The organism is Leeuwenhoekiella aestuarii, assembly GCF_004104055.1.
GTDB lineage: Bacteria > Bacteroidota > Bacteroidia > Flavobacteriales > Flavobacteriaceae > Leeuwenhoekiella > Leeuwenhoekiella aestuarii.
Genome location: NZ_QOVJ01000001.1, coordinates 670,620 through 685,342, shown reverse-complemented (window position 1 = coordinate 685,342; position 14,723 = coordinate 670,620). Strand labels below are relative to the sequence as shown.

13 protein-coding genes are annotated in these 14,723 nt (G+C 35.6%); 10 read left to right on the top strand and 3 right to left on the bottom strand.

Features of this window, described 5'->3' with window-relative positions:
- Positions 1-12: 12 nt before the first annotated feature.
- Entirely contained in the window at positions 13-981 is a 969-nt protein-coding gene (locus tag DSM03_RS03100; protein ID WP_128759527.1) for a DUF4837 family protein, read from the top strand.
- Between the two features lie 78 nt (positions 982-1,059).
- On the opposite strand, the gene DSM03_RS03095 is transcribed toward DSM03_RS03100, so the two are convergent.
- Entirely contained in the window at positions 1,060-1,266 is a 207-nt protein-coding gene (locus DSM03_RS03095; RefSeq protein ID WP_128759526.1) for a Sec-independent protein translocase subunit TatA/TatB, read from the bottom strand.
- A gap of 119 nt (positions 1,267-1,385) precedes the next feature.
- On the opposite strand from DSM03_RS03095, the gene DSM03_RS03090 reads away from it, so the two are divergent.
- Genes DSM03_RS03090 through DSM03_RS03060 form a run of 7 tightly spaced genes read left to right on the top strand, consistent with a single transcriptional unit; the run spans position 1,386 to position 10,074 of the window.
- A complete protein-coding gene (locus DSM03_RS03090; protein WP_128759525.1) occupies positions 1,386-2,252 on the top strand; it encodes a M23 family metallopeptidase in 867 nt (288 codons plus the stop codon).
- Positions 2,252-3,745, top strand: coding sequence for a GH3 auxin-responsive promoter family protein (locus DSM03_RS03085; protein ID WP_128759524.1), 1,494 nt, complete (start codon positions 2,252-2,254; stop codon positions 3,743-3,745). The genes DSM03_RS03090 and DSM03_RS03085 overlap by 1 nt, the downstream gene beginning before the upstream one ends.
- Positions 3,746-3,763: 18 nt before the next feature.
- Positions 3,764-5,455, top strand: coding sequence for a DUF6909 family protein (locus DSM03_RS03080; protein ID WP_128759523.1), 1,692 nt, complete (start codon positions 3,764-3,766; stop codon positions 5,453-5,455).
- On the top strand, positions 5,456-6,403 hold the full coding sequence (locus DSM03_RS03075; protein WP_128759522.1) for a hypothetical protein: 948 nt from the start codon (positions 5,456-5,458) through the stop codon (positions 6,401-6,403).
- Between the two features lie 41 nt (positions 6,404-6,444).
- Positions 6,445-7,755, top strand: coding sequence for an MATE family efflux transporter (locus tag DSM03_RS03070; protein ID WP_128759521.1), 1,311 nt, complete (start codon positions 6,445-6,447; stop codon positions 7,753-7,755).
- Positions 7,755-8,822 (top strand): hypothetical protein, encoded by a 1,068-nt coding sequence (locus DSM03_RS03065; RefSeq protein WP_128759520.1) that lies wholly within the window; start codon positions 7,755-7,757, stop codon positions 8,820-8,822. The genes DSM03_RS03070 and DSM03_RS03065 overlap by 1 nt, the downstream gene beginning before the upstream one ends.
- The gene (locus DSM03_RS03060; protein WP_128759519.1) at positions 8,791-10,074 is read left to right on the top strand and encodes an O-antigen ligase family protein; all 1,284 of its coding nucleotides are present in this window, start codon (positions 8,791-8,793) and stop codon (positions 10,072-10,074) included. The genes DSM03_RS03065 and DSM03_RS03060 overlap by 32 nt, the downstream gene beginning before the upstream one ends.
- On the opposite strand, the gene DSM03_RS03055 is transcribed toward DSM03_RS03060, so the two are convergent.
- Entirely contained in the window at positions 10,052-11,131 is a 1,080-nt protein-coding gene (locus DSM03_RS03055) for a glycosyltransferase (protein ID WP_128759518.1), read from the bottom strand. The genes DSM03_RS03060 and DSM03_RS03055 overlap by 23 nt on opposite strands.
- A 188-nt stretch (positions 11,132-11,319) precedes the next feature.
- Here DSM03_RS03055 and DSM03_RS03050 point away from each other — a divergent pair, with 188 nt between their 5' ends.
- Together DSM03_RS03050 and DSM03_RS03045 are read left to right on the top strand one after the other, a co-directional pair.
- Entirely contained in the window at positions 11,320-12,672 is a 1,353-nt protein-coding gene (locus tag DSM03_RS03050; protein WP_128759517.1) for an exopolysaccharide biosynthesis polyprenyl glycosylphosphotransferase, read from the top strand.
- Positions 12,650-13,420, top strand: a complete 771-nt coding sequence (locus DSM03_RS03045; protein ID WP_128759516.1) for a glycosyltransferase family 2 protein — start codon at positions 12,650-12,652, stop codon at positions 13,418-13,420. The genes DSM03_RS03050 and DSM03_RS03045 overlap by 23 nt, the downstream gene beginning before the upstream one ends.
- Here the strand turns inward: DSM03_RS03045 and DSM03_RS03040 are convergent.
- The gene (locus tag DSM03_RS03040) at positions 13,417-14,715 is read right to left on the bottom strand and encodes a phenylacetate--CoA ligase family protein (protein ID WP_128759515.1); all 1,299 of its coding nucleotides are present in this window, start codon (positions 14,713-14,715) and stop codon (positions 13,417-13,419) included. The genes DSM03_RS03045 and DSM03_RS03040 overlap by 4 nt on opposite strands.
- Between the last annotated feature and the right edge of the window lie 8 nt (positions 14,716-14,723).

Here is a 14,723-nt window from a genome sequence, read left to right as displayed (position 1 = left end):
TAGATTTTTATTATGCAAAAATTACTTTTAGCCTTCTTTCTTTTTGCTCTCGTAGCTTGTAATGACAAACCTCAAGGCAAGATTTTATCGGCTTCTTCTGGTGGATTAAATAATCTTACAGTTGTAATGCCTAATGATTTATGGTCTGGGCAGGTAGGTGAGAATATCAGAGAAAAACTAGCAGGTCCTGTAAATGGGTTGCCTCAGGTAGAACCTATGTTTGAGATAAATCAGATGCCTAATGAGGCATTTTCTGGTTTTATGAGGAAACAACGTACATTTTTAAAAGTAGAGCAGGCAGATACTGCATCATTAGAAATTGTTTACGATGAATATGCACGTCCTCAAACGGGAATTATTATTAAAGGACCTACCGAAGAAGACATTATAAATCTTATCAAAAAAGATAGTGCGAAGATTGTAGATACCTATAAAGATGCAGAGTTCACAGAAAAAATCAGACGTATAAGTTTATCGCTAAAAGATGATAAACCTCTAACTGAAGCTTTTGGGATTACTATGAAGTTTCCGTCAGCGTATCGTTATGCAAAAGAAGATTCAAATTTCTACTGGATTAGAAAAGATATTCCTAATGGAGATATGAATATAACGGTCTACGAAGTGCCTTATAACTTAATCGACAAAGACTCTAATACAATAGGATCACTAATTAAAATGCGTGATTCTATAGGTGGTGATAACATTACGGTGAGTGAAGGAATGCGTTTTATTACAGAAGAAGCTTTTGCACCTTATCTAAGCGAAACCACAATAGACGGAAAACCGGCTTACCAAATGAAAGGTATGTGGGAAGTAAAAGGTCGCTTTATGGCAGGACCTTTTGTAAACTTTACTGTTGATGATAAAGAGAACGACAGGTATTTAGTTTTAGAAGGTTTTGTGTTTAAACCTTCAGCAAATAAAAGAGATAATATTTTTGAATTAGAATCTATTTTACGCTCAGTAAAATTTGTAGACTAACCTAAAATAGAAAACAATAAAAAAAGTCCTTTAAGTAAAACTTAAAGGACTTTTTTTAAACTCTTACCTTGGTAAGGGTTAAGACTTTTTCTCTTCGATTGTTTCGTCAGATTTATGTGGAGCATCGTCATCTTTAGAAGCATCTTTAAACTCTTTAATCCCGCTTCCTAATCCCCTCATCATCTCAGGTATTTTCTTTCCTCCAAAAAGTAAAAGTATTACAACCACGATAAGTCCTATCTGCCAAGGCCCTATCATTCCTAAAAATATTGCTAATGCATTCATATCATGATAATTTAGATGGTAAATATAACAAGAAATCATAAGAATAGACATTTCCTTTGAAAACTTTAGCAGTCGGGTTACGCCTTTTAAATTTTATATTTGCTTAACTATTGATTTTTATGGCAAAACCTAAAGAAAGAAAGAAGTTTAAAAAGCGCCTCTTACATAAATACAGGTTGCTTATTCTTAATGAAGATACGTTTGAAGAACGTGTTTCATTTAAACTTACACGCCTCAATGTTTTTATAGTTGTTGGTTTTTCGATTATAATTCTTATTGCATTAACCACCATTTTGATTGCATATACGCCACTTCGCGAATATATACCGGGTTATTCTTCTGTAAGACTTAAGCGCCAGGCGACAGAATTGATGTTTGAAACCGATTCTTTAAAGCGCCAGTTAGATATTAACGAGCAATATTATGCGAGTATAAAAAAGGTTCTTACCGGTGATGTAGACGAGGTTGATTTTAATAAAGATTCTATTTTACTTATTGAACCCAGAGATACTGGTGGTCTCATTATGCAGATTTCTAAAGAAGATAGTTTATTACGAGAGCAGGTTGCTAATGAAGACCGTTATAATCTTTTTGAACCAGCCTCTTCAACGGTTAGCTTTTCATTATTTCCACCAGTAAAAGGAAACATTACTGAAGGTTATGATGCAGAAGAAAAGCATTATGGAGTTGACGTAGTTGTACCGAAGAATGAAGCAGTAAAGGCGGCCGCAGACGGAACGGTTATTTTTTCTGAATGGACAGCAGAAACCGGTTATGTAATTATTTTAGATCATGGAAATAATTTGATTTCGGTTTATAAACACAATGCTTCACTCACAAAAGATCAGGGTGACTTGGTAAAAGCAGGAGAGGTAATTGCAACTGCCGGCTCAACCGGAAAATTATCTACAGGGCCACATTTGCATTTTGAACTCTGGAACAATGGGTACCCGATAGATCCTACTAATTATATTTCATTTGAATAATGTCTATTAAATCTTTTTCAGCAAAAATATTTGCCAAATACATTGCTAAGCAGACACGAAAATGGAGTGCAAATCCTAAAGAAACTCAGCTGAAGGTTTTTAAATATTTGATTAAAAATGCTAGGATTACGAGCTTTGGGAAAGACCATAAATTTGATAAAATAAAGTCTTATTCAGATTTTGCAAAGCATGTACCTGTAAGGGATTATGAGGCTCTAAAAAACTATGTTGAAGAAGTAGTTAACGGTAAACCTGATATTTTATGGCCGGGATTACCGGAGTATTTTGCTAAAACTTCGGGGACGACTTCCGGAGCAAAATATATTCCTATTACGAGTGAATCAATGCCTATGCACGTTAACGCAGCACGTGATGCAATTTTGCATTATATCGCAGAAAGCGGAAACAGCAATTTTGTTGACGGTAAGATGATTTTCTTACAGGGAAGTCCGAAACTTCAGGTAAAAAACGGCATCAAAACTGGAAGATTATCTGGGATTGTGGCACATTATGTACCGAGTTATCTTCAGAAAAACCGTCTTCCCAGTTGGGAAACCAATTGTATTGAAGATTGGGAGTCTAAAGTTGACGCGATTGTATCAGAAACTCTACCGGAAGACATGAGTGTCATCAGCGGTATTCCCCCTTGGGTACAAATGTATTTTGAAAAACTTCAGGCAAAAACTGAAAAAGAAATAGGAGACATTTTTCCTAATTTTAATCTGTTTATTTACGGCGGCGTGAACTACGAGCCATACCGTAAAAAGTTTGAAAACCTCATAGGTCGCAAAATAGACAGTATTGAACTGTATCCAGCAAGTGAAGGGTTTTTTGCCTTTCAGGATTCACAGCGAGAAAAAGGAATGTTGCTGTTGTTAAATTCGGGTATTTTCTATGAGTTTATAAAAGCAGACGAATTTTTTAATGAGAATCCGCAGCGTTTAACCATTGGCGAAGTCAAAACTGGTGTAAACTATGTAATGATCATTTCTACTACAGCAGGTTTATGGGCTTACAATGTAGGAGACACGGTGATGTTTACTTCAATAAAACCACATAGAGTTGTAGTCACAGGGCGTATAAAGCACTTTATTTCGGCTTTTGGAGAGCATGTGATAGGCAAGGAGGTAGAAGAAGCTCTTGCGAGCACAGCGAGTCAATTTAAGGCTCAGGTGAGTGAATTTACCGTAGCACCACAAATTAACCCAGAAACTGGTTTACCGTATCACGAGTGGTTTATAGAATTTGATTCACAGCCAGAGAATTTAGAAGCATTTGCGAATGCGATTGACAAAGAGCTTCAGAAACAAAACAGTTATTATAAAGATTTAATAACAGGAAAAATTTTAAAAACATTAGAAATCAAAGTAATTCCGCAGGGCGGCTTTAATGCGTATATGAAGTCAAAAGGAAAATTGGGTGGTCAAAATAAACTACCTAGATTATCTAATGATCGCAGTATTGCAGATGCCCTAAACAAACTTGATTTTTAAAAAAGTATATTTGATTTAATGAGTTTAATAAAACAACAAGATAGAACCCGTTCTCAAGAAAGTTCTGCTGCGATTGAGCGTATGTACATTACGATGCGGCATTTGTTCAACAGAGGTTTTTATAAACCTATGGGTGTTTCGGGTGAAACCTTAAGGGAAGCACTTTTAATTCTGCGTCCTGAGATCTACGGCACCATTGCCGAAGAAAAAGTAGAATTGAATGGGTTATTATACGTAATAGACCGCCTTCCGGAAGGGATCGAAGAGTGCAGGTACATCAACCTCACGAGTGATGAAGGCTATAAAAATTCACATTTTAAGCCTATTGTTCCACCTAAGCGTCGTCGCAATTGCTATCGTATAGACGACGAGCAGATGAATATAGAGATAACCAGAGGACGCTCTGAGATTTATGATATTTTGACCCACCTTACGTTTCTTTTTGTAGAGTCACATAAGATTATGAAAAGGGTGGTGATCAATGAGGAAGGGCATACCACCCGCGATTGGCAAAAACTCGAGAAAGCCGTTCTTGCAGAAGAATCACTTTCTCAGCAAGACCGCGAGATTGCATTAACCCATACCGCAAATATTTTAGGCCGAACCTTTCACGAGGTTTCTACGATTTACAGCAAATTTTCGGCACCTAGTAATGAAAAGCGCTTTTTAAAATTAGTGTATTGGTTAGGTAAACGTGCTATTGAAGAAATAGTGGAGAATGAAAAGCGTTTGGTAACGTTTTCACCGGTTTTAAGAGAGCGTTTAGGGCATCATATTCACGGCGAAGTTTGGGCTGATAACATCAAAAAAGAATTAGAAAGCAAAGATCTTTTAAGAAGACCTATTCACATCATAAGTGCCAATATGCACAGTGTGATGAATACGCTTTTTGCTCCGGTTGCATTAGCTAAAGAAATGGCTAAGAAGGACAATCTGGAGATTTACGAGACCTTGAGTAATGCCGGTAGTGGTAAATTACGTTCTCGCGTAGAAAAAACCGCTCAACAAAATGGGATGATCTTCATTCCAGATCAGAGTGGGACCAACATTGATGTGCAAATTTTTGATACAGCAAAGCTAGATTTAGATCAAAATAATTTTTGTTCAAAAACCGAATATCCTAAAGGAAAAGAGCCGGTTATTATCGTGATGGATTATGCATTTGGCGAGCAGGCGTATGAGACTATGGAGGAGTTGCTGAAACCATACGAAGACAAACGTAAAACGGTACATCTAGATGTAAAGTCGGTTTCTATAATGGGTAAAGCAGGAATTTTAGAAGGCGGGAAAGGCGATATTATGATTCCTTCTGCGCATTTATTTGAAGGTACGGCAGATAATTATCCATTTGAAAATCAACTGAAAAAAGAAGATTTAGAAGGTCATGGAATTTCGGTTTTTGATGGTGCCATGATAACTGTACTGGGAACTTCGCTTCAAAACAGAGATATTTTACGCTTCTTTTATGAAAGCACATGGAATGTTATAGGTCTGGAGATGGAAGGTGCGCATTATCAAAAAGCGATTCAGGCAGCTGCAAAACTACGCGGAAGCATCAGCGATGAGGTTAAAGTGCGTTATGCGTATTATGCTTCAGATAATCCGTTAGAAACCGGTAGCACTTTGGCTTCAGGCGGATTAGGAACGACGGGTGTAAAACCCACTTATTTGATCACTGAGCAAATTCTAGAACAGATATTTAAAGACTAAATGAGCCAAGACACAAACCAAGATATAGATCTTTTTGATCTTTTTAGAGGCATGCGTAATCTGTTTAAAAAGTGCTTGATTTATGCCTATCATTTTGGTCGGTTTATTGTTAGAAATGTGCTCATTATTATTGGTCTGATCGTTTTGGGAGTAGTTGTGGGGTATGGCTTATCAAAGCTTATCAAACCTTTACAAACTGCAGAAATTCTTGTTGCTCCTAACGTAGAAAGCACCGCTTATCTCTACGGAAAAGTTGAGCAAATCAATCAAAGCTTAAAAAATAAAGGTTACAAGTTAACCACTGATTTTTCAACTGAGAATCTAAAGAAAATTTCAGTTGAACCGGTTGAAGATATTACGAGCGTATTAAAGAATCTTGAAGACTTTCCGCAGGATATAATTCCCAGAATTTCTGAGAATTATTCAGATGAATCTACATTTTATGACAAGCCTTTATATGCACCAGCTTATGACCTTCATCGCATTGTGGTGGTGGCTTCAGATTCTTTAATGGACCTGGATGCAATAACAGCCTATCTTGAGTCCAATACGTTTTTACAGCAAAAAAGAACAGCAGCATTATCAGCTATTAAAAAGGAAATTGAAGCCAATACTTTTTCAATTCGTCAGATAGACAGTGTACTTATCAATGTGTCAGTAGCTTTAAAACAAAGGAATACATCCCTCAATTTTTTAACAAACAATGAGAATTCTGCAACAAGTGCAATTCTCAACTCTAAGGCAGAATTACTTTTGGAGAATAGAATTTTAGAGCAAAAAATACCCGAATTGGATGCTGTTTTTAAGGTTTATTCCATATCGGCTTGGGTTGAAAAGACATCATTGAGAAGTGTATTAGTTTTAATTATTCCGGTTTTACTGGTTTTTTTATTTGTTTGCTATCACCTATTGATTCGATTTAAAAAGCGATTCAAAAACGAATTGTAAAGATTCTAACCCCAAACCTTTTTATAATTCGATGAGACTTTATGAGAAATGGATTCAAAAATCAGCTCAGCAAATTAGGAGGTCTTTCGGTTCTACGGGGTGGTTTTGAAGTGTTGATATTACGAGTTTGTGGTGTTCTTTTTCTTTTTGGGATTACCGTTTTTCTTACCAATTTTTATCCTGCGGAAGAAGTAGGAGCATATGAGTTTACACGTTCTGCACTTTTCCTAATCGGTGGTTTTACCATTCTTGGTACAGATCAATCCATTTTATTTTTTTCCGGAAGGTTTTCTAAAAAGGAACAGTTAGGCGCATTATTCAAGGTTTATTTTAAAATGGTTTTACTGCTATTGGCAGGTTCTATCGTCCTTTTAATTTTAGCCTGGAATATTCCTGATTCGGTTTATGAATCTATTTTTAATGATGAAACTTCAGGCACATTGATTCTTAAAGCAGCGGCGTGTTTGTTTTTTTATGCCATCACCCTTTTGAATACAGAATTTTTCAGGGGTTTTGCATTGCATCAAAAATCAGAATTATACCGTGGAATTTTTAAACAACTCCCATTTGGGCTTGGCTTACTCATTCTGTTTTTGCTTAGGGAGCAGCAGTATGTGGTTGAAGTGTTTTTACTCAGTTATTTTGTGCTGGCAATTATATCTTCGATAGAGGTATTTTTTCAATATAAAAAACGTGTTCAGCGTCACGTTCAGAATTTACAAATACCTATTAAAACCGTTTTAAAAGCCACGATTCCCATTGCAATAAGTGCGCTGGGCTTTTATTTATTGATCAGTATTGATGTTTTTTTCTTGAAACGCTACACAGATTTTGAAACCCTTGCGTATTACGGGACTTCTATAAAAATCATCTTTTTAATTTCTACGGTGGTCAATACGATCAGCTCGTTTATCGCGGTCAAAATTGCAAATTTATATGCGATAGACAGGCAAAAATTACAAGCATTGGTAAAGAATGGAGTGCGTGTTATTGTGATTTTAACAACTGTACTTTCAGTTTTTTTGATGCTTTTTTCAAAGCCTATTTTACACATTTTCGGGAATGCTTATGAGCAAGCCAATAGTGCTTTATTAATTTTGATTTTTGGGCATTTTTTAAGCAGTTTATTTGGTATCACTCAGGTTTATCTCAATATGACTAAGAAGCAAGTAGCGTTACAGTATATTTTAATTTTTGCTGTGTTTCTCAATGCGCTTTTAAATTTTTTATTGATACCAGAATATGGGATGGAAGGGGCTGCTATCGCTTCAGCTTTAAGTGTGATTTTTTGGAATTTACTCGCGGCGCTTTGGGTTTACAAAAAAGATAATATCAAACTTTTTCTACACTAATGAGGCTTTTAATTTCCAGATCAAAATTGGTTTATTGGCTTTTAGGGCTAGTTGTTTTGATACTTGGTATTTTAGCACCTTTTTATTTACCCGAACGCTTTTTTTATGACGCAATAGTTATTGCCGAAGATTTTTATAATGAGAAAGGTTTTTGGCGCAGTTACCCGGTGACGATGCTCTTTTATGATATTACGGGGTTGAGTAGTTTATCTTTTTCATTAGTTGCATTGCTACAGCTTCCGGTGTTGTTGTTAATCATTTACAAATTGGGTATCCCTGAGCGTTTTGCAAAGCTAACTGTACGTAATGTTTTAGCCTATTCTTTGATACTGATGCTGGCTTTTTTCGTTTCAATGCCTTCTAAAGAGTTCATCACATTTATCTTTATTGCGCTCGTTCCTTTTCTTCTTAAACAGCAGTATTTCAGCCTTTCAAAAACCATAATTTTAATTTTTTTGAGCCTGTTTGTTTTTGGTGTTTGGTATCGCCCGTATTATGTATTGATTCCCATTATTGCAGGAGTTATTTATGTGACGAGTTTGATCAATTTTAAACGAAAAGTGCTTACCGGTATTTTTTCGGGATTGTTGATCGCAATTTTTTTAAGTCTGTCATACGGACTTATAAAGGGCGAATATTTGTCTCAAAGTACTCGGGAAATGCTTAATGAAGAACGTCTGGGAGAAGAAGCTACAAATTCTGCGATTACATCCCCGTTAAAGACCGATACCTGGTATGGCGAGACCTACGGTGTCGTTTATGGTTTTGTGTCTGTAAATATACCTGTAAATGGTTTTAAACACCTTTTTGAGCCGCAAATCGTGTTGTTTGTTTTCTGGCAGTTGATACTTACGCTGTATTTGATGTTTTTATACCGAAATTGTCTTGCAAGGCGGAAAAGCTATTCCTATGAAATATGGGCTTTTTATCTTGTTTTCGCTTATTTTATCATTCAAGGGATTTTTGAGCCCGACTTAGGTTCTGCAGTTAAACATAAAATAGGCATATTGCCCTTGCTTTATTTTGCATTGTACTATGATAGTTTCAGAAAGAACATACCGGTTTAGTTACAATGCGTGGCTTATTATTCTTGCGGTTTCTCTAATTTTTAGAGTTCCTGCAACAATACTGCTGATTCTTTTTACCATATTCAATCTTGTATTTTTTAAGAGACTGAAATTTACCAGAAAACGCCTCTTTTTTATTCTGTTGATTGCGAGTCCATTTTTGTTAGATCTCTTGTTTTTTTGGAATAATGACGTCTTTACTGAAGGTATAAAACACGCCGAAAAGCGCGTGAGTCTCTTGCTGTTGCCCTTATTTATTTTAAGCCAAAATCACCGTTTGAATACGATTCTAATTTTACGTTATTACGCTTTGGCAACTACGGCAATTCTAAGTTTTTGCCTGATCAGATTTGCAATAATTTCTCCAGAATTATTCAACAAATACCTCAACGGAATTGATCTTTGGGAAATGGGCTACGAATTTGCTAGATCAATAAAAATGCACGCGCCGGCACTCAATTTGCACGTAGCATTTGTGGTAGTGATAAACTTCTATTTTTTTAAGGAAGCGTTAGGTCAGATTAGAAAAACACACATAGTTTGGCGTTTTGTGTTCTTTCTACTTTCACTAATTGTGTTGTTTTACATCAACACCAGATTGGCAATTGTAAGTGTTTTCTTCGGTATTATTCTAGTCAGTTTATTGGGAAATAAAGCTGTTTTTTCGGCTAAAACTTTTAAAAAACTTGCAGTTGGTTTAGTGGTTTTTATAGTGCTGGGAATTGGTTTTGTAAAACTCTTTCCTTATAGTATTCAAAAATTCTCTAATGTTACATTTGCGCATCTCGATAAGGTGGGAAAAATAGACCAATTAGAAAACCCAGAAGCCGAAGCTTTTAATGGTTTAGTAACAAGGTTAAGTATCTGGAAATCTAGCTTAGAAGTTGCGCTTAAAAATCCGGTGATAGGAGTGGGGGCGGCAGATGGGAAACAGGATGTGGTTACCTATTTTAAGGATACAAATCAGCAGTTTTTAGGAAAATATAAGTTTCCTGTTCATAATCAGTATCTTGATTTTTGGATAAAATTCGGCATTCTGGGGCTTGTGGTTTCCCTATTTTATGTGTTCTTGTTTTTGTACATAGGTATTGCTTCGCGACAGGTTTTATGTGTATTCTTTTTTATACTTTTTGCCAGCGCAAATTTTGTAGATGATTTTTTAATTCGTTTTGACGGTATTGTTTTTAGTGGAATCTGGCTTTCGATTTTTACTAAAAACGCTTTAGATATTAAGCTTGATAAATTGAAATAAGCTTTTTGAAATTTTTACAGCTGTTGAATAAAAGTTTTGTTCGTTTTGCCGAAGCTTTGCCCATTTTTTCTCGTATTTCAAATGGTTTTAGAAGCTTTAGTGCTTCATCAAATTCCTCCAGATTTTCAAATAAAAATCCTGTTTTCCCCGAAGTTACAATGTCTTTGTTCCCAATAATATTTGTTGCAAGAATAGGGATCCCACGTGCCGAAGCTTCTAGCAACGCAAAAGGCAAACCTTCCCACAAGGAAGTTTGCAAATACAGATCTAACTTTTCCAATTTGTGTAAACCTTCAGTTTGCTTCTTAAACCATCCTGTGATCTCAATATTAGGGGCTGTTAAGCGTTTTCTAAGCTCGCCATCGCCTATCCAGATAAATTTAATATCGGGATTGGCAAGCGCAATTTGATTGAATAAATCAGGATTGCGGGCATAGGTGATTCTCCCTAAAATACCTATCGTTTTAATCTCGGTGTTTATCTTTAAATTCTTTCTAAGTTCAGGATTGTTCTTAATCCCATTTCTTACCAGCAGCGCAGGTCCTATTTTTTTAGCGTGCGTTAATTCGGTATCACCACAAGCGATGAGCGTACCGCCACTTAACTTTTGACTCAGGAATTCAATGAGATAAAAAGTAAATCTTTTTAAAGCATCAATATCTTTTTGTAAGAATGAAAATCCGTGTGGTGTATAAAATAATTTTGCTTTTACTGAAGGTGAAAAAATATGAGCAAATCTACCAAGAATTCCCGCTTTAGAAGAATGTAAGTGCAACACATCTGGGTTGATTTTAAGAAGTGCTTGTCTGATGTTTTTAAAGGCATTCCAGTCTTTTATCAGACTAATTTCGCGTTGCATGGGCAAACAGATCAATCGTGTATCAGGATGAAAATCTTTTACAATTTGTTTGAGATTAACTTCTTTACGCTGATCGCTATAAATTACCGTAACCTCAAGGTTTGGATCATTACACAGTACATGCGTCAGATTGATAAAGTAACTGTAAACACCGCCACCTAAAGCTTCTACAATATGAACTACTTTTAATTTATTCATGTAAAACAAGGTAGATCATTGGGGTTTCTATTGCTGTAAACATACAAGATTGCTAGAGAATCAAGGAATAAATAAGTATAGATAAGTTTCGTTTTTTATCTATTGGCAAATATTAGCTTTACAAACCTATTTCTTTTATTAAATTTGACTCGTTTAACCAAATCCAATTTGCTCCAAGCTGCCCGCTTATGAACGTAAAAGGAACTAAGCATAATTATCTATTACAACCTATTGTATGTTTTATAGATATAGTTACTCTTCTTATTTTAAGTCTTTTATTTGACTTTTCTACTGCTAATTATAAACTTTTTGCGGTATATATAACCTTTGCTTGGCTGATCACCACGGTTGGTTTTGGTTTTTACAAAGTATATCGCTTTACACCTTTAGTAAAAATTCTTGCTAAACTTTTTAAACAATTTTTACTATTGATTTTATGCCTGTTTACTTTTTTTGGCATCTTTAACGAAATCGATATAGTTGCTTCAGCAGTATTAGAATATGCGTGTTTAGCACTGGGAATAATAGCACTACTAAAAATTTCAATATTTAACCTGCGGAAGAAATACCGAAAGCAATTAGGAAGAGATACGATACGGGTAATTATTCTAGGCAAGAACTCAAAAACTGAACAACTCAAAAACTTTTTCAGATATAACCCCGCATACGGGTTTCAGTTTGTTGAGAATTTTGATTTGAGAAGCAAAGAAGCAAGTGTTGATGATGTGATCAATTTTACGGTAAAGAATTCAGTTCATCAGATCTATTGTTCTGTTGCAGAGTTAAAGAATAAAGAAATTAAAAAACTGATTCAGTTTGCAGATAACAATCTGGTCGCGTTAAAATTCCTACCGGATAATAAAGATATTTTTACTAAAAAAATGGATTTCCAATACTATGGAATCACACCTATACTGGCATTGAGAACTTTGCCTATTGATACGCCTATTAATTTATTTCTAAAACGTTTTTTAGACATTATTGTTTCATCACTTGTCATTGTGTTTATTCTATCTTGGCTTACACCGTTGTTGGCTATTATCATTCCTTCAACATCAAAAGGTCCACTTTTCTTCAGGCAGAAGCGTAACGGTATAGACGGTAAAGAGTTTTACTGTTATAAATTTCGGTCTATGACCGTGAATAAAGAGGCTAATAATCTGCAGGCTTGTAAAAATGATATGCGCACCACTAAACTGGGCAAATTTTTGAGACGAACCAGTATTGATGAATTACCCCAATTTTACAATGTTTTTCTAGGCGAAATGTCGGTGGTAGGTCCGCGGCCGCATATGGTAAGTCACACACATTCCTTTAAAAATCAGGTAGACAAGTTTATGGTGCGTCATCTGGTTAAACCCGGAATTACAGGCTTAGCACAAGTAAGCGGCTATCGCGGTGGAATAGAAACCAAGCTAGATATTAAAAATAGGGTGCGTTTTGATATATTTTATGTGGAAAACTGGTCTATTCTAATGGATCTGCGTATTATAGCCAAAACCTTTTTCCATGTGATTTATGGCGATAAAAAAGCCTATTAGTGACCAACCATTGGTTTCCATTGTTACACCCAGTTTTAATTCTGAAAAGTTTATTGCTGAAACTATCGCGTCTGTTCAAAATCAGACGTTCACAGACTGGGAGCTGCTCATTGTTGATGATGCTTCTTCAGACGATACGGTTGTGTACATAAATAAATCACAGGCACAAGATACCCGGATAAAATGTTTTCCCTTAACAGAAAATAAAGGTCCCGCTAATGCTAGAAACTTAGGGATCAAAAATGCTCAGGGAAAATACCTGACTTTTCTAGATGCAGATGATATTTGGTTTCCTGAGTTTTTAGAAACCAGCATTGCTGAAGCAAAAAAGCATCATTTTGTTTTTGCCTCGTACCAACGCTTAGATGAAAATCTAAACCCTTATTTACCAGATTTTATCGTGCCCAAAAAGGTGAATTATACAGATATTTTAAAAAGTAATTCCATCAGTTGTTTGACGGCTTTTTTAGATATTGATAAGTTGGGCAAAAAATACATGCCACTTATTAAAAAACGCCAGGATATGGGGTTGTGGTTACAGTATTTAAAAGAAATAGATATTGCTTACGGCATTCAAAAACCTTTGGCGATTTATAGAATCAGAAAAAATTCACTCTCTAGAAATAAAAAAAGTCTACTAAAATATCAATGGAAATTTTATCGGGAGGTTGCAGATTTATCAGTTGTAGAATCTGCCTATTATATGACCTGCTGGGCGTATAAAGGCTTTATCAAATACCGAAATTAAAACGTGCGCTTAAACTGTTTTAATTTACCACGTTTGCTTCGGTCTAAAGATGCTTTTTTATTGATGTTAACCTGAAGATTTCTGCCTAAATAAACGCGTATCACTTTTTTAATTTTTTCAATTTCAGCATTTGAAAACGCTGTATCAGCAACATAATCAATCGTAAAAGTATCTGGCTGATTTTGGAGGATCACAAACTCTTTTACGTTTGCAGTGTCTTTGATTATTTCTTTAGTCACGTAATAAAAAGAAAGTGCAGGAATTTTTTTTCCGTCTGGAAGCAGCGCAAAATCTCCTGTTCTTCCTTCTAATTTTGTCAGAATGAGTTGATTATTTATAAAATCGAGTGTCCCTAAATCTCCTATTTCATAGCGAATAAAAGGATGTGCTTTGTTGAAAAGAGAAGTCACAACTATTTTCCCAGAGTTTCCATAAGGAACCGGTTTATTTTGCTCGTCTAAAATTTCAACATATTGCAATCTGCTATCAATTTTTAGAGCATTTTCTGCAGGACCAAAAGCCAGAATCCCGGTTTCTGAAGAACCGTATTCATTAAGAATTTGCACTCCAAATTGCTTTCTTAACAATTCCAGGTCTTCTTTAAAAAGCATTTCTGCAGTCACAATACAATGTGTTAGGCTAGGGCAAAGCTCTTTTAAAATCAGATTTTTTTCAGCCAGATACTTTGCAAATAGGATCAATGCACTGGTATAGCCGTTGAGATGCCCAAATTTCTTAGATTGAAAGCGCGTAATAAACTGATCAAAATTTTCTGCAGTACGATCAAAAATTGAAAACCGATAGCGGTTGCTAAGCAAATCTTTTAACCGCTCTTTATAATGCGCTAATATGTGGTTTGAAATGCCGTAAAACCGTGCCTCGTAAGAAGTGTTGAGGTCTAAGCCGTTCGACGTATATAAATCGCTAATAGAAGCCCAGGTGAGCGCGTGGGCAAATTTGTCTTTAGCAAAGATAAAAGGCTGTCCCGATGAACCGGAGGTTTTATGAACGTGTATATTTTTTGCAGAAAAGTTTTTTGACAATCGGTTTTGCAAGGGTTGCTGCAAGTCGCGTTTGGTCAAAACCGGTAAATCTTCCCAATTTTGAGGTTTACCTTGCACTAAAGTTGAATAAAACGGATTTTTTTTAAGATGAAACTTTAAAATTTCGGCCTTTTTATCTTCAATATATCCCTCATAATCTTCAATTATGTGCTGATTATACTCCTCCAGTTTTTTTTTCGCGGCAGCGATATCATATCCGGTAAGCTGTAAACTGAGGTTGGTTAAATTCACAAGACTAA